The organism is Mesorhizobium sp. M0145, from assembly GCF_040322355.1.
GTDB lineage: Bacteria > Pseudomonadota > Alphaproteobacteria > Rhizobiales > Rhizobiaceae > Mesorhizobium.
The window spans coordinates 40,485-60,032 of record NZ_JAMYTK010000017.1; the positions used below are offsets into that span (position 1 = coordinate 40,485).

Genomic DNA, 19,548 nt, shown 5'->3' on the forward strand with positions numbered 1-19,548 from the left:
GGCCCTTATGCCGCAACTTATGCTATATGGCAAGTCACAAGCCGGTTTTCAAAGGCCGCACCGCAAAAGAATCGTTTTAGGTATCCATTCGAAGAATGGCACGGGCAGCAGGGCTCGAACCTACGACCTGCGGTTTTGGAGACCGCCGCTCTACCAACTGAGCTATGCCCGTATGCGCATGTCGGCGCAGCAGGCGCTTCCTAAAAGCTTCCGCGCGCTCTGTAAAGAGCGACGTGCGCTACCCGGCCTTCATCTTCGAAAGTCCAGGCGTCCTCCCGGCCATTTCCCGTCGATCCGTTGATTGCTGACGATCAAGCCGACCCAGGGACGCACGATTTCCGGGTCGGTCAGATTGATGTATTTTCCCACCAGCCCTTTCGCACCCTGGCGCCGGGCATCGATGAGCCCTTTGCGCACGCCATTATGCCAATCGAACAGCAGGTAAACTCTCTCTCCCGCCGTCTTCACCTCGCCCCAGCCAGACTTCCATTTATCCTTGCTGTCGCCTGGAATCGTGGGATCGGCACCGCCGTTCCAACGGCTGGACCAGCTGCCTTCGATGGTGTCGTTGCGGTCGCGGTCGCTTTCGGTGCCCCAGGCCTCGGCATTTTCATCGCTTGGAGTTCCCTCCGGTTTCACGCCGGCGGCGAACGCCGACACCTCCTCGTCGTCGGGAGTAGGGACGTCCATGACGCCAAACGGATTTCGGAGTCCGCGGTCGCTGTCAGAATTTGCTTTGCTGTCCGATCCCATCGCAGGCCTCCGGTTTTTCAGCGCGGCCCCCGCCGGCCACGGTGGCCTCAAACCGTTCCAGCCTGGCGGACCGAACCATTCACCGCCACCCATTTCCCGCAAATCGGGTCCTGGCGGCAGGGTTTTCGACCGATTCGCGCCCCGGTCAGTCTCCCGAAGGCGGCTTGTAGGGGCCGCCCGGCACGCCCCAACCCCAGGCCGGCATTGGTTCCGCCTCGGGATCGCAGGTCGGGCCCTTGTTGGAGTTCATCTTGGCCAGCCGCGATCCCCATTCGACATAGGCCATGAAGGCCGAGCGGAATTCGGGATCGTCAGGCAGCCCGATCTCGTCGGCGGCGTCGGCGAGAAGATTGATCCAGCGCCGGCGCTGCTCCTCGGTCAGATGCTTGCCGAGATGGTGCATCACCATCTCGCGGTGGCCGCCATGCTTTTCGCTGTAGGTTTTCGGTCCGCCAAAGACTTCGCCGATGAAGGCTGCGACGTGAGCGGGATGGTCCGGCGACATATGTTTGAACACCGGCCCGACGATGGGATCCCGAGAGACGCTGTCGTAGAAGGTCTGGGTCAGGCGGTTCAGCGCTTCGGAGCCGCCGGCCCATTCAAACAATGTCGGGACATCCTGGCTCATTCGCGATCCCTCCCATGCTGGTCTTCAACCGCGCTGGACGATAGCGGAAACATCGAGCGCCGCTCAACCTGCCTCGATGGGCAGTGCAAGGTTGCGCTAAAGCTTCGCCGGCGTCTCTGCCTCGGCGCTGGCGGACGGCAGAACGCGGCAGTTGTCGGGCTTCGGCGACGACTTGCAGATGGTGGCGCCCGTCAGCGCGTCCACCGATTGCGGCCCCGTCGTCAGTCCAACCTTCAGCATTAGGTCGGGTTCGAGCTGGCGCTCGACCGAGCGCTGCTCGAGCGCGGCGAACAGACCGGGACCAATCGCCATGTCCTCGAGATAGGGCTTAATTATCTGCTGCTGTCCCATCAGGTACATGCCGAGCCGCGCTTGCGGACCGACAAACCGTCTGACGCCGCCGGCAAGCATGAGCGCGCAAGCCGAATCGCATGCCGCTCCCGAATCGACGGTCAGGCCGGCATAGGCGCCCTCTTTAGCCAAGCAACTCCACTCTCCCGGGTCGCAGCCAACGAAATCGGTGCGGGCGACGGCGATGTCGAGCTTCTTTTCGTGGATAAGTCGCCCCACCGCCAGAGCACTGAACAGGTCGCCTCCTTGTGAGCTGACCACCACCGGCAGCCGTCGGTTGCCAAGCATGGCGAGCAACTGGCGCAGCTTCTGCGGGGTCTGAGGCGCAATCGCGCCTTCCGCCGAGATCCATTCCGGGCAGTTGGGATTGCACAGCGGATTGCTTCCGCGAACCACAACGAAGCGCATCTCCGGCGCCCCATTCCCTGGCGCTGCCTCGACCGGCTGGGTAGGTGCCACCTTCGCCGGCTGAGAAAGTGGGACTTGAGCCGGTTGAGAAGGTCTGGCCTTAGCATCGATCGCTGCCACCTCGGCCGGCTTGGCATTCGCAGGGATTTCCTTGCAGTTCGCCGGCGCCGGGCTCCGCCGGCATATGGCTGCTTCCGTCAGGATGTCGACGGACTCGAGGCTGGTGACGAGCTTCATCGCCAGCATATCTCCCGGCTTGATCTGCCTTATATCGCTGGCTGGCGTTGCCTTCATGATATCCAGCACGCCCTTATCAATACCCATCTCCTTCAGATAGGCCGATAGCCGCCTCTCCAGCGGCTTGTTCATCTCGTAGGTCTTGTAGCTGCCGGCGTCTCTTCGGCTGACGATCCGGGTGCTGAGGATCTTTTTCTTGCCCTTCACCATGCGATAGGTGGTGCGGTACAGCAGTTTCGTCCGGATGTAGGTCGTGGTGATCTGATGAACGCCGAGAAAGGCCCATTCGCCTACCACGCGCCGCGTTCCGCCGGCAAACATCAGCGGACAGGCGGAATTGCAGATGGCGCCGCTGGCATAGCTGAACCCGAAATAGGCCGCGCCCTTGCCGTCATTGGCCCGGCAATTCTTCATCTGCGGCTCGCAGCCGTAAAACATCGTCGCGCCGACAGCGATATCGAGCTTGTTCTTGCGGATCATACGGCCGAGTTGAAGCGCTGCATCGACATTGCCGCCCGGAGAATTGACGACGATCGGCAATTTGCGGCCACCAAGCGTCTTCAACGTGCGTTTGAGCAGGGCGGGCGTGCCGGCTTCTATGGTGCCTTCCGCCGAGATCCATTCCGGGCAGTTGGGCTCACAGCCCGGCGCGGTGCTGCGCACGACAACAAACCGCATCGTCGGACCAAGATCGGGCGTGGTTTCTGTTATAGCTGCCGCCAGGGCATCAGCGTACCCCGCAATGAGCAACGACACCAGGCAGATCAGCCCTAGCGACCACCATGCCTGACTATGCAAACGGCGCCATGGAACCATTCGGGCAGCCCCCTCGATGCAACCTATACTAGTTATGGCAGAGGCGCTTGCAACAGGATTTGAAGCAATGCGGTTAATCCATTGCCAGAATATCAGAATCAAAAAGGGCGGCCCGAAGACCGCCCCTTTGCATCCGATCTCAACCGGCAGCGCCGGCGATTACTCTTTGATGGTGACGACGATGCCGGCACCGACGGTGCGGCCGCCTTCACGGATGGCGAAGCGCAGCTTCTCTTCCATGGCGATCGGCACGATCAGCTCGACATCGACGGTGATGTTGTCGCCCGGCATCACCATCTCGGTGCCTTCCGGCAGCGACACGATGCCGGTCACGTCCGTCGTGCGGAAATAGAACTGCGGACGGTAGTTGGTGAAGAACGGCGTGTGGCGGCCGCCCTCGTCCTTGGTCAGGATGTAGGCTTCGGCAACGAACTTCTTGTGCGGCTTGACGGTGCCGGGCTTGGCCAGGACCTGGCCGCGCTCGACGCCCTCACGGTCGACACCGCGCAACAGCGCGCCGATGTTGTCGCCGGCCTGGCCCTGGTCGAGCAGCTTGCGGAACATCTCGACGCCCGTGCAGGTCGTCTTGGTGGTCGGACGGATGCCGACGATCTCCAGCTCCTCGCCGACCTTGACCACGCCGCGCTCGACGCGGCCGGTCACAACCGTGCCGCGGCCCGAGATCGAGAACACGTCCTCGATCGGCATCAGGAACGGCTTGTCGAGCGGACGCACCGGCGTCGGAATGTAGGCATCGACCGCAGCCATCAGTTCGCGGATGGCGTCCTCGCCGATCTTCTTGTCGGAATCTTCAAGTGCGGCAAGCGCCGAACCCTTGACGATCGGAATGTCATCGCCGGGGAACTCGTTCTTGGTCAAAAGCTCACGCACCTCGAGCTCGACCAGCTCGAGCAGCTCGGCGTCGTCGACCTGGTCGACCTTGTTCAAGAACACCACGATCGAGGGCACGCCGACCTGGCGGGCGAGCAGGATGTGCTCACGCGTCTGCGGCATCGGGCCGTCGGCGGCCGACACCACCAGGATCGCGCCGTCCATCTGCGCGGCACCGGTGATCATGTTCTTCACATAGTCGGCGTGGCCGGGGCAGTCGACATGGGCATAGTGGCGGTTGGCGGTCTCGTATTCGACGTGCGCCGTCGAAATGGTGATGCCGCGGGCCTTCTCTTCGGGCGCCGCATCGATCTGGTCGTAGCGCTTGTATTCGCCAAAATACTTGGTGATCGCCGCCGTCAGCGACGTCTTGCCATGATCGACGTGACCAATCGTGCCAATGTTCACATGAGGCTTAGTGCGCTCGAATTTACCTTTTGCCATAGTCTCTTTCCTTGGACGGCCTGGGGACGGCCTGGACCTTCAGTTCAGTCGAATGCGGGGCGATTAGCGACTAAGGCCGAAAAACACAAGTGCCTTGTCGCCGAGCGCGCTCGCCCGGCCCGAACGTGTGATCCGGTTTCGGAGAATGTGGCGCGGATATAGGAACGAACAAGGGCAAATGGAATGGTTACGGCGGCGGCTGACGGCTTTGTCGGATTTACAGCCGGATCTGGCCCATTGCCGCCCTGGCGCCGGTCTGATTTCGTGGGCCGATGCATTTCATCCCGACTGCCATACGAGGCCCGCTGTTCATGGTCGTTTCGACCGGGTCCTACATCGTCAACGACACGATGATGAAGCTCGCAACCGCGGGACTGCCGCCCTATGAGGTGCTGTTCCTGCGCGGCGCTGCGGCAACATTGTGGGGCATTCCGCTGCTGTTCATGTTGGGCTATGGCAAGCAAATTCCGCTGATCCTCGACGCGAAGGTTTTGCGCAGGAACCTGCTCGAACTGGGTGCTATCCTTTGCTACGTGGTGGCGCTCGCCAACATGCAGATCGCCGATTCGACCGCGCTCGGGCAGATCACGCCCTTGCTGATGCTGGTCGGCTCCTCGATGCTGTTTGGCGAACGGATCGGCGGGCTGCGCATGGCGCTGATCGGCCTTGGTTTTATCGGCGCGGTGATGGTTGCACAACCGACGATGCAGGGGATTTCGGTCTATGCCCTGCTGGCGCTAGGCAATGCCGCCCTGTCCGCGGCGCGCGATCTGGCCGGACGCAAGGTCGCCGCCGACGTGCCGGGGATGATCGTCGCTATTTCCGCGGTGATTGTGGTGCTCACCGGCGCCGGCGTTGCGCATCTGGTTTCCGAGCAGTGGGTGGTGCCTGAAATCCGTCACCTGCTGCTGATGGGCGGCGCCGGACTGTTCCTGATCTTCGGCCACTTCTTTATCTTCATGGCCTATCGCGTCGGGCCGACCAGCGTGGTGGCGCCGTTCTACTATTGCTTTACCGTCTGGGCGGTGATTTCAGGCCTGGTGGTATTCCGGCAGCTCCCGAATGCGCTGGCCATCTGCGGCATCCTGCTGGTGGTGGCCAGCGGGTTGACCATCGTCTCGCTCGACGAGCGCAAGCGCCGGTTGACCGTCGTCGCTTGAAACTGAAATCGGCCTGCACAATAGGAGGAGCGCGTGGCAAGCCCGGATGACAACCAGAATTCACGCAACCGCAGGCTTATCGGAAAGTGCCTGTGCGGCGCCGTTCAGTACGCGGTGGCGGACGCGTTCGTCTATGCCACGAACTGCCACTGCTCGAACTGCCGGCGCACCACCGGCTCGGCCTTCAAGCCATTCGCCGGCATCGAGCGCGACAGGCTGAGCCTGGCGAGGGGCGAGGACAATCTCATGATCTTCGGCGACGAAACCGGCCATGACGCGCATTGCAAGACCTGCGGCTCGTTGCTCTATTCCGTGGTCCGCGACGGTGCCTTCGTGCATGTCGCCATGGGAACCCTGGTCGACGAGCCGACCATCCGCCCGACGCAGCACATCTTCGTCGGCTCGAAGGCGAAGTGGTTCACGATCACCGACGATCTGCCGCAATACAGAGAACACGCGGTCGCCGGAGATGCCGGCGAATAGCTGACCGTTAGAAAACGCTCAACCAAATTATCGTTTCGTTTTCGCGTCGGCCGCCAACGAAACTATACTGTGCTCCGTCACTGAACTTATGTCGCGGGGATTTCTGTGGCATTGCCGCCCGACTGGTTGCCCAATGTTGCGATGAGGCGCGTCATTTGCCATTGGACGGCCGGCTCGCATTCGGCCGGCGATACCGACAGGGATGCGTATCACATACTGGTCGAGGGGAATGGCCGCCTGGTCAGGGGCCGGCCTTCGATCGCGCTCAATTCGAGCCGGGTAAAACCGGGATATGCCGCGCACACGCTCAACTGCAACGGCGGCTCGATCGGGGTTTCGCTCTGCTGCATGGCCGGGGCGGAGGAAAGGCCGTTCGATGCCGGCCGCTATCCGATGACCAGGGCGCAGTGGGACGCGATGACCACGGTTGTCGCCGAACTCTGCAAATATTACCGCATCAAGGTCACGCCCAAAACGGTGCTCTCGCACGCCGAGGTCGAAAGCAATCTCGGCATCGAGCAACGCGGAAAATGGGATTTCACCCGGCTGCCCTTCGATCCGACGATCAGCGGCGCAAGCGCCTGCGGCGACCGGCTGCGCCGCGACGTGACGGCGGCAATGGGCGCGATGCCAAATCTGCCGGTGAGGAACGGGCGCGATGCCGCATGGCAGCGACTGCTCGAGGAATCATGGCCGATCATGGTGAGAGGGCTGGAAGCCGGCCTCAACACGCTGATCCGCGAAATCCTCAAAAGGATCAGATAGGCGGTCGGCATTCGGGTGAATGCCGACGCAATTGCCGAGCGGCTTCTACAGAGCCCTCTTGCCGCTGAACTGGTGATAGGCCCACAGGACCACCACGGCACCGACCACGGCGACGATCAGGCTATAGATGTTGAGCCCGGTAACGCCCGACGCTCCAAAGGCGCTAAAGATGAGCCCGCCGACGATGGCGCCGACGATCCCAAGCACGATATCGAGCACAAGGCCTTGCCCGCTTTTATTGACGATCTTGCTGCCTATGAAGCCGGCGATGACGCCGAGAATAATCCAGCTTAATATTGACATTTTTCCTCTCCGTTCCCCGCACCCGATTACTTCCACATTATTAAGCAAAGCTCAAGCCAACTTGAAAATCATGATTACGGAAAGCTCAAACCGGCTTGAAATTCGCCATGAATGCGTCATTGTTGGAGACGGACGGGCAATTTGACATGGAGATCCACAATGGGACTGTTTGACAATGCCGTTCCCGGCGGCAACGTCGCCAAGCCGCTGATGATCGCGCTCGGCGCACTTTTGGTGGGAAAAATGCTGAGCGGTGGAAGTTCCGCCCAGCCGGAGGCGGCGCAGAGCCCTGCCCCCGTCCCGCCTGATACAACCGCATCCGCCGATGGCGGACTGCTCGGCGGTCTGGGCGGCCTGCTCGACAAACTGAAGGACGCCGGCCACGGCAACGTTGCCAATTCGTGGGTCGGTACCGGTCAGAACCAGCCGATCAACCCCAGCGATCTGGGCAGTGCTCTCGGGCCACAAATCATTCAGGAGATCGCGCAAAGGACGGGCCTGAACCAGCAGGATCTGCTCAAGCAATTGTCCGCGGCCTTGCCAGGGCTTGTCGACCAGTTGACGCCGAACGGGCAGGTGCCGCAGCAGAACCAGCTCGCGTCCATATTCAGCAAATTCGCGAGCTGACGCCTGTCGCCCAACGCCGCCTGCGGTTCGGGACAACGATAACACAGATTAAGATGCGCGTCCGTCTGGACGCGCAACGAATACTTTGAATTATCGGCAAAGCGCTTCGCTTGGCGGTGCCTGCTTCGGCATCGTGCGCGAGGTGCGCCGCGGCTTGGGGGAAATCTGGAGCGGGTAGCGGGAATCGAACCCGCATATTCAGCTTGGAAGGCTGCTGCTCTACCACTGAGCTATACCCGCGCCTTTCAGTCAAGCATCGGATCCGCTCCGACGCTCGCTCTGCGTTTCAGGGCTTCCGGGCCGGCAGTGGTGGAGAGGGTTGGATTTGAACCAACGTAGGCATAGCCAACGGATTTACAGTCCGTCCCCTTTAACCACTCGGGCACCTCTCCAGTCTGCCGCCGGAGCCATGCAACGAGGCATCGACGCGTCGCGGCCGCCAAAGCAGCCCTTCCGCGAAGCGCCTTATGGCGGCAGCGCCCAAAACTGTCAACCGCAACAGCCCGGCAAAAAGCGCTGAATCTCACGCCTCGCCCGACAAGCAGCTTCTGCAGCTGTATCCATGACGGGACGACACGGCTATAGAAGCCGGCCATGAGCAACGATAACAAATCCAAGACCCCTAAAGACACCCACTACGCCAAGCTGCGCCGCGCGCATCGCGACGAGAAGAGCGGCGGCGCGCCGGCGTTCAGGCCACGCCAGCCGGTGCCGCCCGGCGAGAACCCGGCGGATGGGCTGGTGCGGCTCTACGGGCTGCACACGGTGCGGGCCGCACTCGACAATCCGCGCCGCAAAATCAAAAAGATGCTGGTGACGCGCAACGCTGCCGAGCGACTGGCAATCGCCGATCTCGGCGCTTTGCCCTTCAAGGCGGAACTGGTCGAACCAAGGGACATCGACAAGGTCACCGGCTCGGATGCCGTGCACCAGGGCGTGGTGATCGAGGCCGAGCCGCTGAAACCGAAACGCCTCGATGCGCTCGGCGACACCAGGCTGGTGCTGGTGCTCGACCAGATCACCGATCCGCACAATGTCGGCGCGATCCTGCGCTCGGCGGTCGCCTTCGGCGCCGGCGCACTGATCACCACGGCGCGCCACAGCCCGCAGGAATCCGGCGTGCTGGCGAAGTCGGCCTCCGGCGCGCTTGAGCATATCGACCAGATCGAGGTGAAGAACCTCGCCGATGCGCTGGGGCAGCTGCACGAGGCCGGCTTCCAGACGATAGGGCTGGATTCGGACGGGCCGGCGGAACTTGAAACCAGCTTTGCCGGTGACAAGATCGCTCTGGTGCTCGGCGCCGAGGGCAAAGGCCTGCGCCAGAAAACGCGCGAAACGGTGACGACGCTCGCCCGGCTCGACATGCCCGGCGCCATTCGTTCGCTCAACGTCTCGAATGCCGCGGCGGTGAGCCTTTATGCGGCGAGGCGGTGGTTCGCGCGCGGCAAATAGGGCGCAATGCATGTCATTGGATTTTGCCGTTCTCAATCCAGATGGACATATCGATCGATGCGTATCGGTAGGTCCCTCTGCGCATCATGAAAAATCGTGTCAATCGCAAACCAAAACGCGTTTGAACTCATACTGAAATTCGAAGATTTCTATGAGGACGTCACTCTTCCGATCGAATCCCTACCTTCCTTGACCAAGCAAGTTGAGGCACTTGTGCGAACTGAAGGAATGTCGGAGGAATCCAAAGATTTTCTGAAACGTTTTGCCGATCTCATACGCTATGCGGTCGAACGAAGTCGGCCCATCGAAGGTATTGCAGACTAATTCACTTCACTCTCACCCAACCTCGTGACCAGCCATCCGCTCCAGTGCCCTGACCAGTGCCGAATGATCTTCCTTTGCTCCACCGTTCGCCGCGCAAGAGTTGAACAATTGCTGCGTCATCGAGGTGTTGGGTAGTGCTACCCCAAGCGCCTTCGCGCCTTCCAGCGCCAGATTGAGATCCTTCTGGTGGAGTTCGACGCGAAAGCCCGGCGCGAAGCTGCGCTTGATCATGCGCTCGCCATGCACTTCCAGGATACGCGAGTTTGCGAGCCCGCCCATCAGCGCCTGCCTGACCTTGGCCGGGTCTGCGCCGGCTTTCGATGCAAAAACCAGCGCTTCGGCGACGGCCTCGATGGTCAGCGCGACGACGATCTGGTTGGCGACCTTGGTGGTCTGGCCGACGCCGTTCGGCCCGACCAGAGTGATGTTCTTGCCAAGCTTCTCGAAGATGGGCCTGGCGCGTTCGAAGGCTTTTTCCTCACCGCCGACCATGATGGTCAGCGAAGCCGCCTTGGCGCCGACCTCGCCGCCCGACACCGGCGCGTCGAGATAGTCGCAGCCGAGATCGTTTATCTTTTTAGCGAATTCCTTGGTCGCGATCGGCGAGATCGAGCTCATGTCGATGACCAGCCTGCCTTTAGTAAGGCCTGACGCGACGCCGTTTTGGCCGAACAGCACATCGGCCACCTGCGGCGTATCCGGAACCATGGTGATGACGATGTCGGCCGCGCGGGCAACGGCATCATGGCCGGTGACGGTCTTTAATCCCCTGGCGACGAGATCGGCCGGCGGCTTCGAGCGGTGGTCGCTGGCGACGACCTGATAACCCGCGTCTAGCAGATGCCCCGCCATCGGCGCGCCCATGATGCCGAGACCGATGAAGCCGATGGTGTCCATGTCTTTCTCCGTTTCTTGTTAAGGGGGCGTTCCTGCGCGCCCCCCTCTGGCCTGCCGGCCATCTCCCCCACGAGTGGGGAGATCGGCAGTTCCCGCGCCGGCCCTTAAACGTTCCCGACCTCGAAAATTGGCGAAAGCGGCGGTGACATCCAATCTCCCTCCTTGTGGGGGAGATGCCAAGTTTTGGCAAAGAGGGCAGGCCAGAGGGGGGCGCGCAGGAACGCGACGTGCGATACGTAGCGTCTACGCCGCCGCACTCCCCTGCCCGGCCGCGTCCCGAAACCAGCCAAGCCCGGCTTCCGTCCCCGCCTTCGGCTTATACTCCGCGCCAATCCAGCCGGCATAGCCGATGCGGTCGATGTGGTTGTACAGAAAAGGAAAATTGATCTCGCCCGTCCCCGGCTCATGACGGCCGGGATTGTCCGCAAGCTGGATATGCGCGATGCGGTTGAGGTTTGCCTCTATGGTACGGGCGAGATCCCCCTCCATGATCTGCATGTGATAGATGTCGTATTGCAGGAACAGGTTCTTCGATCCGACGCGGTCGATCAGGGCCAGAGCCTGGTCCGAGTAATTCAGGAAGAAGCCCGGAATGTCGCGGGTGTTGATCGGCTCGATCAGCAGCCTGATGCCGGCCTGCTCCAGCTTTTCGGCCGCGAAAGCCAGATTTTCGGCGAAGACGTCTTCCAGCACGGAGCGATCGACGCCTTGCGGCGCGATGCCGGCGAGGCAGTTGACCTGCTCGCAGCCGAGCGCATGGGCATAGGTGACGACCTTGGCAATGCCCTGCCGGAACTCCGGGATGCGGTCGGGCAGGATCGCGATGCCGCGCTCGCCCTTGGCCCAGTCGCCGGCAGGCAGGTTGAACAGGACCTGCGTCAGCCCGTTCTTCTTCAACCTGGCCGCGACGACATCCGGCGCATGGTCATAGGGGCCGATATACTCGACGCCCTTGAAGCCGGCGCGGGCGGCGGCATCGAAGCGGTCGAGGAAGTCATGCTCGCCAAAGAGCATCGAAAGATTGGCTGAAAACCGTGGCATGGCAGTAGTTCCTCATATGCGGCTTAATCGAGCATGACGATCGCCGTGGGGGCATCTTCGTGATGTTCGGCTAGCTCCTCGAATTCGGTGATCTTGTCGATTTCGGTACCCATCGAAACGTTGGTGACGCGCTCGAGGATGAATTCGAGCACCACCGGAACCTGGTGCTCGTTCATCAGGCGCTTTGCCTCTTCGAAGGCACCGGCGAATTCCCCCGGCCGGCGCACCCGGACCGCCTTGCAGCCCATCGCCTCGGCAACGGCGACGTGGTCGACGCCGTAGCCCGCCTCAGGCTCGTCTTTCCGGTTGACGTTCTCGAAGGCCAGGCTGACTTCGAAATCCATCGAAAAGCCGCGCTGCGCCTGGCGAATCAGCCCGAGATAGGCATTGTTCACGACGACATGGATGTAGGGCAATCTGTGCTGTGCGCCGGCCGCCAGTTCCTCGATCATGAACTGGAAATCATAGTCGCCGGACAATGCCACAATTGTGCGGTCCGGATCGGCGGCGCGAACACCGAGGGCTGCCGGCAATGTCCAGCCGAGCGGGCCGGCCTGGCCGCAATTGATCCAGTTGCGTGGCTTGTAGACATGCAGGAACTGCGCCCCGGCGATCTGGGACAGGCCGATCGTGGTGACATAGGTGGTGTCGCGGCCGAACGCCTTGTTCATCTCCTCGTAGACGCGCTGCGGCTTCAGCGGCACCTGGTCGAAATGCGTCTTGCGCTTCATTGTCTTCTTGCGCTGCCGGCATTCGCCGGCCCAGCCCGACCAGTCGCGCAATTTTCCGGCCGTCCTCCACTCGGTGGCGACGTCGAGCAGCATTTTCAGCGCCGCACCGGCGTCCGAGACGACGCCGAGGTCCGGCGCGAAGACGCGGCCGATCTGCGTCGGCTCGATATCGACGTGGATGAATTTCTTGCCCTTGGTGTAGACGTCGATCGAACCGGTGTGGCGGTTGGCCCAGCGGTTGCCGATGCCGAAAACGAAATCGGCTTCGAGCATCGTGGCATTGCCATAGCGGTGCGAGGTCTGCAGCCCGCACATGCCGGCCATCAGGCGGTGGTCGTCGGGGATCGCACCCCAGCCCATCAGCGTCGGAATGACAGGCACGCCGGTGACCTCGGCGAACTCGATCAGCAGATCGGACGCATCGGCGTTGATGATGCCGCCGCCGGCGACGATGACAGGCTTTTCCGCCGCGTTCAGCATCGTCAACGCCTTCTCGGCCTGAGCGCGCGACATTGCCGGCTTGAACGGCACCAGCGGCTCATAGGCATCTATATCGAACTCGATCTCGGCCAGTTGCACATCGACAGGCAAATCGATCAGCACCGGCCCCGGCCGCGACGAGCGCATCAGATGGAACGCTTTCTGCAGCGCCATCGGCACCAGATAGGGTTCCATGACGGTGACCGCCCATTTGGCGACGGGTGCGGCGATCGCCGCAATGTCGACGGCCTGAAAATCCTCCTTGTTGAGACGCGCGCGCGGCGCCTGCCCGGTGATGCAGAGGATGGGAATTGAATCGGCAGCGGCCGAATAGAGGCCGGTGATCATGTCGGTGCCGGCAGGACCCGAGGTGCCGATGCACAGACCGATATTGCCCGATCTGGCGCGGGTAAACCCTTCGGCCATATGCGAGGCCGCCTCGACGTGACGCGCAAGGATGTGGCGGATACTGCCCCTCGCCTTCAGTGCCGAATAGAGCGGGTTGATCGCAGCACCCGGCACGCCGAAGGCACAGGAGATGCCTTCCTTTTCGAGAACGAGAACCGCTGCGTCGACTGCGCGCATCCTGGCCATGTCAGCCTCCACGGAATTGTTGATAGCCGATGATGCCAGCGCACCAATGATTTTTCAATTTTTTCAGAATATTTTTCCATTTCTAGAAAACAGCTCTTGTTGGTTGAACTGATTGGCCTTTTTGTTTTCCATGAATTCGCTTCGTAAATCACTGGAAAACTTTTTCATTGCCTGTTTGGGCGAACAGGGCGAAGAATGGCCCGATGGAAACCACCGAAAAACGCCAGCGCGGCCGGCCGCGCGCCTTCAACGGGCCGTCCGAGGCCGCATCGGTGCAGTCGCTGGACCGGGCGCTGCGCATCCTGGCAATCGTCGCCGATGGCAGTGGCCTGTCGCTGAGCGAGATCGCTGCCAGTTCCGGTCTGCCGGCATCCACCGCCTACCGCATGCTGACGACGCTGGAGAACCATGGCATGGTCGAGTTCGACGGCATCGACCAGCTGTGGTCGATCGGCGTCGAGACCTATCGCATGGGCGCGGCGTTCCTGCGCCGCCGCAAGCTGGTCGACCGCGCCCGTATCGTCATGCAGGAACTGATGGAGAAGACCGGCGAGACCGCCAATCTCGGCGTCGCCGAGGACGATTGCGTCGTCTTCGTCAGTCAGGTCGAGACGCACCAGGCGATCCGCGCCTTTTTCCGGCCGGGCACGCGCAGCTCCTTCCATGCCTCGGGCATCGGCAAGGCGGTGCTGGCGCATCTCGAGCCGGAGCGCGTCGCCACCATCCTGCGCCGGGCCGGGTTGGAGCGCTTCACCGAAAATACGCTGTCCGACATCTCGGCGCTCGCCCGCGACCTGGTGACGATCAAGCTGCGCGGCTGGTCGGTAGACGACGAGGAGCGGCATCCCGGCATGCGCTGCGTTGCCGCCGCCATCTTCAATGAATTCGGCGAGCCGATCGGCGGCGTTTCGGTCTCCGGGCCGACAGTACGGGTCACGCCGGAACGGCTGGCCGAGATCGGCCCGCTGGTGCACGATGCGGCGGCGGAGGTGACGAGGATGATCGGCGGGCTGCCGACCCCTCCCGGCCTTGGCAGCGAGCCGAGCGCATGGCAGCGCTGACCGGCGCGGAATGGTGCGACATCTGCCAGGATGGCCAGAGCTAGGCCCCGGGCACCGCGCTCTTGGTCGATAGGTCGTAGAAATCAAGCAGCATCGCCAGCCCAACTCCGCAGGCGGTGAAGATGAGGCCGGCAATGAAGATACGATTGGCGCGTTCATAAACGCGCCGTTGTAGAGACGTTATGTCGAGCAGCAACCGCAGCGCTCGTATCTGCAGGGCAATGCCGATCAAAATCGGCGCGACGGCGGCCAGGTGATAGATTTCCCATGGTATCGGGTTGGCGGCCCAATGCGTGATGAAGCCCAGCGAGAACGCCAGCAGGATGCCGACGGTGGTGATTGTGCCGTTGCGGAAAATTGTCTCGATCGGCTCTTCGTTCGGATCTTGCTCGCCCAAGCGCCCTCTCCCCTGTTTCGGTATCGGTGCAGATTAGGCTGTTGGGAAATCGCTGTACATCGGCAAGAGTGTTGGCGAATGCTGAAGCGGCATCCGATCTCGTCTTAAGTGGGCGATGTTCGACAGGACAGAGAGGCTGACGGAGCGCGGCTTTATTCCAGCTTGGGTTCCTCGCCCCACGGAAGTGGGGAGAGGTGGCGCGGCGAAGCCGCGACGGAGAGGGGACCGCGCCCTACGAAGGCCCCCTCTCCGGCCGCGGAGCCTGTCCTCGGGCTTGCCGAAGGCAAGACCCGTGGGCGGCCACCTCTCCCCCGCTTCGCGGCGGGCGAGGAACCCAGGTCCTAAGAGGTCGGAGGAACAACCCCTCTGCCCTGCCACTCAGACGCGCAGAAAAAGGGGCAGTGGGGTGCCCCTTCTTCCGGTTGCCTGAAACGGTCACCTCCTCCCAAGCTGGCATAGTGGCCCTCAAAGCCAGCAGCGATGGCGATAGCCGTCGTAGCCGACATAGGTGTCCGAGTACGGGTCGTAGCTCTGGTAGCGATTGAGGCAGCGCCGGACGTGCCAGGAGCCGCCGTCTTCCTCGATATAGACGGTGCGCGGCTGGGCGAGCGCGCTGCCGAGCAGGAAGCCGCCGACACCTGCGGCAATGCCGATGCCGAGGTGCTTGTGCTTGTGATGGGCGGCCGACGGCTGAACGGTGCCGACCAGCATGGCGGCGGCGACGGTGGTGGCGACGAGGCCGGAAACGATGGTGCGCTTGAACATGACGATCTCCTTGTTGTGGGAGGCGATCCAACCGCCTCTTGACCGTCAGTCGTCGCGACAAGGAAAAAGGTTCGAAGGTCTTTTTGGATTTTTTCTCGGCGGGAGAAATCGCGCGGTCTGATGCGCGACCACGAACGGTCGCGCCGTCGACAGTTCACCGGAACAACCGGCAGGCCTCAGCCCATGCCGGTGATATGGCGAAGCCAGAAGGCGAGCGCGATGAAGCCGATGATGGTGGTGACGCCGGTCCAGTCGATATTGGCGTGCTTCAGGTCCTTGATGAGCTTCACCAGGAGAACCCAGGCCACGACGACGAGCGGGAGAATGATGACAAACCTGATCATGCGACTGCCTCGCTGATGCAATTGCACCTTCGATCAATATAGGAAGCGAATTGGCCGTTTTCAGGACGCCTTGGCGGCAGAACCGCCGCGTTCGCGGCAGCGGAAAACGGAGTTTTGTCTTTACTGGCGCAGCAGATATGGTAACCGGAGCGCCGTGCCCTTGTAGCTCAGCTGGTAGAGCAGCGGTTTTGTAAACCGAAGGTCGGCGGTTCGATTCCGTCCGGGGGCACCAGTACGGGCTTCTTGAGACCTCCGGGGCGCTTGATATCTGCTCATCCCCGATATCCACAGGCCGGGGCCGTCAGGATCGGTAGCACATCAGCTTCAACGCATATATTCCCTAGCGGAAACCATAGTTCCCTAGCGGAAAACCTTGGAGTCTTCGTTGGAGCAGAAACGCACGACCGCCCCCTTCATCAACGGCATATTTGGCGGATTTATCGTCTTCGCCTTCGCGTTCGGTTTCCGTTTCCTGCTAAGTCCCGATCCCGATCCAACATCAAGAGCAACGACAAGCCTTTCAGTACTGGCCTTCGCCATTTGTTTCGGCGCAGCCTTCCTCCGCGAGCACCGGCGCCAGATTGCCGCCGCCAGAGAATATATAAGCCGCCCAAGATCGTATTAGGGGCGTACGTGTCGGGACCGTCCTCGTCGGGTCACCAGAAACTTCCGTGAAATTGCTGGCAAAATCTGTCGCCAGACAACGAGTTAGCATCTCATATCTAGAGACGCTGAGCCCGGGCGTGACTTCGCGGTTGCAGAGCCGTCATTTCGGCCCTCTCTCCCGGCCTCGGCCATCTCGTACCATTCGATTAAATTGCTCCTGTGTATATTAGCACTCGCTCAATTAAGCGCGCCGACAATGTCGGTGCGGCGGGCCAAAAACCAAAGGGTGTTGTCATGCGAAGTGATTTCGCCGCGGCGCGCGAGCTTTTGGAGTGCGCACAAAACCGCCTCTGCGGCGCGGATGAAACGAGCCGACGCGTCAACGAGGCCCTCGACGCGCTGATTGAAGAAATAGCCATCGCGGAATTCCGCAAGGCGCCACTGACGGTTGTGCCGTTTCCGCGTGCGCGGCCGCCTAAGCATGTTCGGTAGAGCGCTGATCGCTCGCGTTGACGAAGAGCCGGCAACTGGTGTTTCCGCAATCGCCCGTTGGAGCGTCGTTGAACGACCAAGCCTTTGACGATAGAGTTGCCGGGCAGTGGTGCTCTGAAACTCCGGAGCCGATCCATGTCACGCTGTGGAGATGTCTACGAGAACAAAGTGACCGGCGAATATGCAGTCATCCTGCGTGGCACCGAAGACCGCGGCCAGGGACCTGGCATCGCTCATCTGACAGCCCGGCCGGGAGCCGCAGTGGTGGGCGAGCACTTCCACCCGAACCTGACGGAACGGTTTACCGTCCTCCGTGGCCGTCTCGACGCTTGCATCGCCGGGAAAACTTTGTCCCTGGGGCCTGGCCAATCCGCCACGGTCGAAGCAGGCGTCGCACATGATTGGTGGAACAGCAGCAAAACCGAAGAAGCGCATGTCCTGGTCGAAGTCGACCGGGCGCCAGGTGCGGACAATGTCGACCCGAACCGTTTCGAGCTGCTGATCGGCATGCTCTTCGGCCTGGCCAATGCCGGCAAGGTGGACAGAAAAGGTAGACCTTCGCCGCTTCAGGCAGCAGTCATCGCCAGAGAATTTGCCGACGTGATCGTCTTCACGCACCCGCCACCTTCGATTCAGCGAGTGGCGCTGGCGATCCTGGCGCCACTCGGCCATCTGCTCGGCTATCGCGCGATCGACCCGGACTACTGCAAGCCGCACGGGCATGTCACGCCGGCTCCTGAAATCCTCGCTAGAGCAGGCCTAGTAGCCGGATGATCCGGGTCCATATTGGGCGCCCGGCATTTTTGTCGGCAGCCATACATAGGACTCGCGGCAAGCTCTATGAAGCACTCGCGACATGACCGGATATGGCGACCCGGTCGAACGTGTTTCTCACCCTGACCGACTTGTAGACGTAGGCGACCCAGATGCCGGTCAGGACAAAAGAAACTGCGGGCATTACCAGCGCATCCCCTGCAAGCACCAAGCTCACAGGAGCGCTCATAACCGCTGAGATCCATGCCGCGTCCAGAATAAACACGATTGGTATTGCAAACCACTGATACAGGAATAGCTGCTTGAAGCGGTAACTCCGCAGCAGCATCGCAAAGAGCACAACCACCTGGAACACCACAAACGCCAGCAAGAGGGCAATCTCTCCGTAGACCGCCAAAGTGCCATTCGGGAGCGTCATGAGCTGTCGGTAGCCTTCACTCGATGAGCCCAATGAGAAGAGCGTGCGTAGCGGGGAGAAAGCCTGAAGGATCGCCAGCAGCATAAGCCAGCCTCCGAAACCTACGAGAGCCGAAGGATCCTGTAATGGCTTTGCGGCTGACCGAACGGCAAAGAAAACAGGCACGCCGATCAGCAGCAGCACTATAGCCCAATGCCAGATGGAAATCTGCATCCAACCCTCCCTTGATGCCCTTTTAGGTTGTAACAGATTTCAACCTCAACTCAAGAGGCAACATCGAGAGGAAGCGCTGCTTGCAGACCCGTCAACACTAGATTTCCGGCATGATACTATTTCCGGCAGGATGCTGCCATGTCGCGAACTCTGATCGTCGTTGGTCTCAGCATAGTCGCCATAGGCCTGCTGTGGCCTTGGTTGGCTCGGACCGGCCTTGGCAGGCTGCCCGGCGATATCGTGATCGAGCGTGAGAACTTCAGGCTTTATGTCCCTATCACCACGGGGATACTGGTCAGCATCGTGCTCTCGGCCATTCTATGGCTGATCAACCGTTAGGCGATGCTCCGGCTGCGGCGATTTGGGTTGCAGGCCCTACTCGCCCTTGATCTTCTTACACTCCGATCGCCGCCACCAATATCCTGTTCTGCCTGCGTATCGCCGTGCGCAGTTCGGCAATCCTCGCCTCCTCGCGCTTCACGAATTCGATGAACATCATGTTCATGTTGTTGAAGATGAGTTCGCCGAGCGCCGGCCCGTCGATGTCGCGGCGCACCAGGCCGAGCGCCTGCAGGCGGACGATCAGCGCGCGGATTTGCTCGGTCAGGGCGCGGTCTAGCGCGGTATAGGCCTGGCCGAACGGGCTGTCGGGCAGTTGCGTCGAGATCGCCATCGCCTGCCGCCACATCTCCTTGCTGAGATAATGCAGCGAGTGCTCGATATAGATGCCGAGCAGCGTATCGAGAGCGTCGCCGACATTGGCCGGCGGGTTGGCGACGACGCCGCGCCCGGCATTCAGCACCTCGTTGACCTCCATCGAGACGATGGCGCCGAGGATGTCGCCCTTGTTCTGGTAGTAATTGTAGATCGTGCCGACCGAGACTTCGGCCTGCGCGGCGATGGTCTCGATCTTGGCGCCTTCATAACCCGCATCGCGGAAAAGCGCCGCCGCCGCCTCGATGATGCGGCGGTGCCGATCCGCCTTCTGCCTTGCCCGCAATCCGCTCATATCGGCTGTTTGCCACAAAAACAGAATTGACTCAATTTTAGAATTGGTTCAATTTTTTCCTACAAGCCAAAAAGGCATGGGAGA

Annotated in this window: 23 protein-coding genes and 4 tRNA genes; 11 read left to right on the plus strand and 16 right to left on the minus strand. The window is 61.4% G+C overall.

The window, feature by feature from the left end:
* Positions 1–96: 96 nt before the first annotated feature.
* The 5 genes from NKJ28_RS22485 to tuf form a co-directional block, all read right to left on the minus strand.
* Positions 97–172 (minus strand) — tRNA-Trp (locus NKJ28_RS22485).
* 77 nt (positions 173–249) lie between these two features.
* A complete protein-coding gene (locus tag NKJ28_RS22490) occupies positions 250–753 on the minus strand; it encodes a hypothetical protein (protein WP_352636969.1) in 504 nt (167 codons plus the stop codon).
* 145 nt (positions 754–898) lie between these two features.
* Positions 899–1,381, minus strand: coding sequence for a group II truncated hemoglobin (locus NKJ28_RS22495; protein WP_352636970.1), 483 nt, complete (start codon positions 1,379–1,381; stop codon positions 899–901).
* A 96-nt stretch (positions 1,382–1,477) separates the two neighbouring features.
* On the minus strand, positions 1,478–3,193 hold the full coding sequence (locus NKJ28_RS22500; RefSeq protein WP_352636971.1) for a COG3904 family protein: 1,716 nt from the start codon (positions 3,191–3,193) through the stop codon (positions 1,478–1,480).
* Between the two features lie 159 nt (positions 3,194–3,352).
* Positions 3,353–4,528: an elongation factor Tu gene (gene tuf / locus NKJ28_RS22505; protein WP_254817137.1), complete on the minus strand. Its 1,176-nt coding sequence runs from the start codon at positions 4,526–4,528 to the stop codon at positions 3,353–3,355.
* Between the two features lie 272 nt (positions 4,529–4,800).
* Between tuf and NKJ28_RS22510 the strand changes: the two genes are divergently transcribed.
* The 3 genes from NKJ28_RS22510 to NKJ28_RS22520 all read left to right on the plus strand — a co-directional run bounded on the left by NKJ28_RS22510 (position 4,801) and on the right by NKJ28_RS22520 (position 6,936).
* Positions 4,801–5,688 carry a DMT family transporter gene (locus NKJ28_RS22510; protein WP_023680434.1) on the plus strand — a complete coding sequence of 296 codons (888 nt, stop codon included), beginning with the start codon at positions 4,801–4,803 and terminating at the stop codon, positions 5,686–5,688.
* Positions 5,689–5,721: 33 nt separating this feature from the next.
* A complete protein-coding gene (locus NKJ28_RS22515; protein WP_023680433.1) occupies positions 5,722–6,171 on the plus strand; it encodes a GFA family protein in 450 nt (149 codons plus the stop codon).
* A 105-nt stretch (positions 6,172–6,276) separates the two neighbouring features.
* Entirely contained in the window at positions 6,277–6,936 is a 660-nt protein-coding gene (locus NKJ28_RS22520; RefSeq protein WP_352636972.1) for an N-acetylmuramoyl-L-alanine amidase, read from the plus strand.
* Between the two features lie 45 nt (positions 6,937–6,981).
* On the opposite strand, the gene NKJ28_RS22525 is transcribed toward NKJ28_RS22520, so the two are convergent.
* Positions 6,982–7,239, minus strand: coding sequence for a GlsB/YeaQ/YmgE family stress response membrane protein (locus tag NKJ28_RS22525; protein WP_023717513.1), 258 nt, complete (start codon positions 7,237–7,239; stop codon positions 6,982–6,984).
* A 159-nt stretch (positions 7,240–7,398) separates the two neighbouring features.
* Between NKJ28_RS22525 and NKJ28_RS22530 the strand changes: the two genes are divergently transcribed.
* Entirely contained in the window at positions 7,399–7,866 is a 468-nt protein-coding gene (locus tag NKJ28_RS22530) for a YidB family protein (protein WP_023680430.1), read from the plus strand.
* 166 nt (positions 7,867–8,032) lie between these two features.
* Here NKJ28_RS22530 and NKJ28_RS22535 read toward each other — a convergent pair.
* Together NKJ28_RS22535 and NKJ28_RS22540 are read right to left on the minus strand one after the other, a co-directional pair.
* A tRNA-Gly gene (locus NKJ28_RS22535) sits at positions 8,033–8,106 on the minus strand.
* Between the two features lie 67 nt (positions 8,107–8,173).
* A tRNA-Tyr gene (locus NKJ28_RS22540) sits at positions 8,174–8,258 on the minus strand.
* Positions 8,259–8,460: 202 nt separating this feature from the next.
* On the opposite strand from NKJ28_RS22540, the gene NKJ28_RS22545 reads away from it, so the two are divergent.
* Entirely contained in the window at positions 8,461–9,318 is an 858-nt protein-coding gene (locus tag NKJ28_RS22545; protein WP_352570931.1) for a TrmH family RNA methyltransferase, read from the plus strand.
* Between the two features lie 336 nt (positions 9,319–9,654).
* Here NKJ28_RS22545 and NKJ28_RS22550 read toward each other — a convergent pair whose 3' ends face one another.
* The 3 genes from NKJ28_RS22550 to gcl all read right to left on the minus strand — a co-directional run bounded on the left by NKJ28_RS22550 (position 9,655) and on the right by gcl (position 13,385).
* Positions 9,655–10,539, minus strand: coding sequence for a 2-hydroxy-3-oxopropionate reductase (locus NKJ28_RS22550; protein ID WP_352623236.1), 885 nt, complete (start codon positions 10,537–10,539; stop codon positions 9,655–9,657).
* A 243-nt stretch (positions 10,540–10,782) separates the two neighbouring features.
* A complete protein-coding gene (hyi, locus tag NKJ28_RS22555; protein ID WP_352636973.1) occupies positions 10,783–11,580 on the minus strand; it encodes a hydroxypyruvate isomerase in 798 nt (265 codons plus the stop codon).
* A gap of 23 nt (positions 11,581–11,603) precedes the next feature.
* Complete coding sequence (gene gcl, locus NKJ28_RS22560) at positions 11,604–13,385, minus strand: glyoxylate carboligase (RefSeq protein WP_023680426.1); 1,782 nt, start codon at positions 13,383–13,385, stop codon at positions 11,604–11,606.
* A gap of 203 nt (positions 13,386–13,588) precedes the next feature.
* Between gcl and bhcR the strand changes: the two genes are divergently transcribed.
* On the plus strand, positions 13,589–14,446 hold the full coding sequence (bhcR, locus tag NKJ28_RS22565; protein WP_352636974.1) for an HTH-type transcriptional regulator BhcR: 858 nt from the start codon (positions 13,589–13,591) through the stop codon (positions 14,444–14,446).
* A gap of 40 nt (positions 14,447–14,486) precedes the next feature.
* Here bhcR and NKJ28_RS22570 read toward each other — a convergent pair whose 3' ends face one another.
* From NKJ28_RS22570 to NKJ28_RS22580, 3 genes are all read right to left on the minus strand, one after another.
* Positions 14,487–14,843, minus strand: coding sequence for a hypothetical protein (locus tag NKJ28_RS22570; RefSeq protein WP_352593845.1), 357 nt, complete (start codon positions 14,841–14,843; stop codon positions 14,487–14,489).
* 465 nt (positions 14,844–15,308) lie between these two features.
* Complete coding sequence (locus tag NKJ28_RS22575; protein ID WP_352636975.1) at positions 15,309–15,608, minus strand: BA14K family protein; 300 nt, start codon at positions 15,606–15,608, stop codon at positions 15,309–15,311.
* Between the two features lie 176 nt (positions 15,609–15,784).
* Positions 15,785–15,952 (minus strand): hypothetical protein, encoded by a 168-nt coding sequence (locus tag NKJ28_RS22580; protein ID WP_352451069.1) that lies wholly within the window; start codon positions 15,950–15,952, stop codon positions 15,785–15,787.
* Positions 15,953–16,108: 156 nt separating this feature from the next.
* Between NKJ28_RS22580 and NKJ28_RS22585 the strand changes: the two genes are divergently transcribed.
* From NKJ28_RS22585 to NKJ28_RS22600, 4 genes are all read left to right on the plus strand, one after another.
* Positions 16,109–16,184, plus strand: a tRNA-Thr gene (locus tag NKJ28_RS22585).
* A 153-nt stretch (positions 16,185–16,337) separates the two neighbouring features.
* Positions 16,338–16,577, plus strand: coding sequence for a hypothetical protein (locus NKJ28_RS22590; protein ID WP_156937488.1), 240 nt, complete (start codon positions 16,338–16,340; stop codon positions 16,575–16,577).
* A gap of 275 nt (positions 16,578–16,852) precedes the next feature.
* Positions 16,853–17,050, plus strand: coding sequence for a hypothetical protein (locus NKJ28_RS22595; RefSeq protein WP_084641813.1), 198 nt, complete (start codon positions 16,853–16,855; stop codon positions 17,048–17,050).
* A 135-nt stretch (positions 17,051–17,185) separates the two neighbouring features.
* Complete coding sequence (locus NKJ28_RS22600; RefSeq protein WP_023680420.1) at positions 17,186–17,824, plus strand: cupin domain-containing protein; 639 nt, start codon at positions 17,186–17,188, stop codon at positions 17,822–17,824.
* Positions 17,825–17,888: 64 nt separating this feature from the next.
* Here the strand turns inward: NKJ28_RS22600 and NKJ28_RS22605 are convergent, their stop codons facing one another.
* Positions 17,889–18,455 (minus strand): DUF2569 family protein, encoded by a 567-nt coding sequence (locus NKJ28_RS22605; protein WP_352636976.1) that lies wholly within the window; start codon positions 18,453–18,455, stop codon positions 17,889–17,891.
* A gap of 138 nt (positions 18,456–18,593) precedes the next feature.
* On the opposite strand from NKJ28_RS22605, the gene NKJ28_RS22610 reads away from it, so the two are divergent.
* Complete coding sequence (locus NKJ28_RS22610; protein WP_023679908.1) at positions 18,594–18,794, plus strand: DUF2905 domain-containing protein; 201 nt, start codon at positions 18,594–18,596, stop codon at positions 18,792–18,794.
* 55 nt (positions 18,795–18,849) lie between these two features.
* Here NKJ28_RS22610 and NKJ28_RS22615 read toward each other — a convergent pair whose 3' ends face one another.
* Positions 18,850–19,464 carry a TetR/AcrR family transcriptional regulator gene (locus tag NKJ28_RS22615; protein WP_023679909.1) on the minus strand — a complete coding sequence of 205 codons (615 nt, stop codon included), beginning with the start codon at positions 19,462–19,464 and terminating at the stop codon, positions 18,850–18,852.
* Positions 19,465–19,548 lie beyond the last annotated feature (84 nt).

Coding starts and splice junctions, on each gene's coding strand:
- NKJ28_RS22490 (WP_352636969.1), bottom strand. CDS start 753: ATGGGATCGGACAGCAAAGCAAATTCTGACAGCGACCGCGGACTCCGA.
- NKJ28_RS22495 (WP_352636970.1), bottom strand. CDS start 1,381: ATGAGCCAGGATGTCCCGACATTGTTTGAATGGGCCGGCGGCTCCGAA.
- NKJ28_RS22500 (WP_352636971.1), bottom strand. CDS start 3,193: ATGGTTCCATGGCGCCGTTTGCATAGTCAGGCATGGTGGTCGCTAGGG.
- tuf (WP_254817137.1), bottom strand. CDS start 4,528: ATGGCAAAAGGTAAATTCGAGCGCACTAAGCCTCATGTGAACATTGGC.
- NKJ28_RS22510 (WP_023680434.1), top strand. CDS start 4,801: ATGCATTTCATCCCGACTGCCATACGAGGCCCGCTGTTCATGGTCGTT.
- NKJ28_RS22525 (WP_023717513.1), bottom strand. CDS start 7,239: ATGTCAATATTAAGCTGGATTATTCTCGGCGTCATCGCCGGCTTCATA.
- NKJ28_RS22530 (WP_023680430.1), top strand. CDS start 7,399: ATGGGACTGTTTGACAATGCCGTTCCCGGCGGCAACGTCGCCAAGCCG.
- NKJ28_RS22545 (WP_352570931.1), top strand. CDS start 8,461: ATGAGCAACGATAACAAATCCAAGACCCCTAAAGACACCCACTACGCC.
- NKJ28_RS22550 (WP_352623236.1), bottom strand. CDS start 10,539: ATGGACACCATCGGCTTCATCGGTCTCGGCATCATGGGCGCGCCGATG.
- hyi (WP_352636973.1), bottom strand. CDS start 11,580: ATGCCACGGTTTTCAGCCAATCTTTCGATGCTCTTTGGCGAGCATGAC.
- gcl (WP_023680426.1), bottom strand. CDS start 13,385: ATGGCCAGGATGCGCGCAGTCGACGCAGCGGTTCTCGTTCTCGAAAAG.
- bhcR (WP_352636974.1), top strand. CDS start 13,589: ATGGAAACCACCGAAAAACGCCAGCGCGGCCGGCCGCGCGCCTTCAAC.
- NKJ28_RS22575 (WP_352636975.1), bottom strand. CDS start 15,608: ATGTTCAAGCGCACCATCGTTTCCGGCCTCGTCGCCACCACCGTCGCC.
- NKJ28_RS22580 (WP_352451069.1), bottom strand. CDS start 15,952: ATGATCAGGTTTGTCATCATTCTCCCGCTCGTCGTCGTGGCCTGGGTT.
- NKJ28_RS22595 (WP_084641813.1), top strand. CDS start 16,853: ATGCGAAGTGATTTCGCCGCGGCGCGCGAGCTTTTGGAGTGCGCACAA.
- NKJ28_RS22600 (WP_023680420.1), top strand. CDS start 17,186: ATGTCACGCTGTGGAGATGTCTACGAGAACAAAGTGACCGGCGAATAT.
- NKJ28_RS22605 (WP_352636976.1), bottom strand. CDS start 18,455: ATGCAGATTTCCATCTGGCATTGGGCTATAGTGCTGCTGCTGATCGGC.
- NKJ28_RS22610 (WP_023679908.1), top strand. CDS start 18,594: ATGTCGCGAACTCTGATCGTCGTTGGTCTCAGCATAGTCGCCATAGGC.
- NKJ28_RS22615 (WP_023679909.1), bottom strand. CDS start 19,464: ATGAGCGGATTGCGGGCAAGGCAGAAGGCGGATCGGCACCGCCGCATC.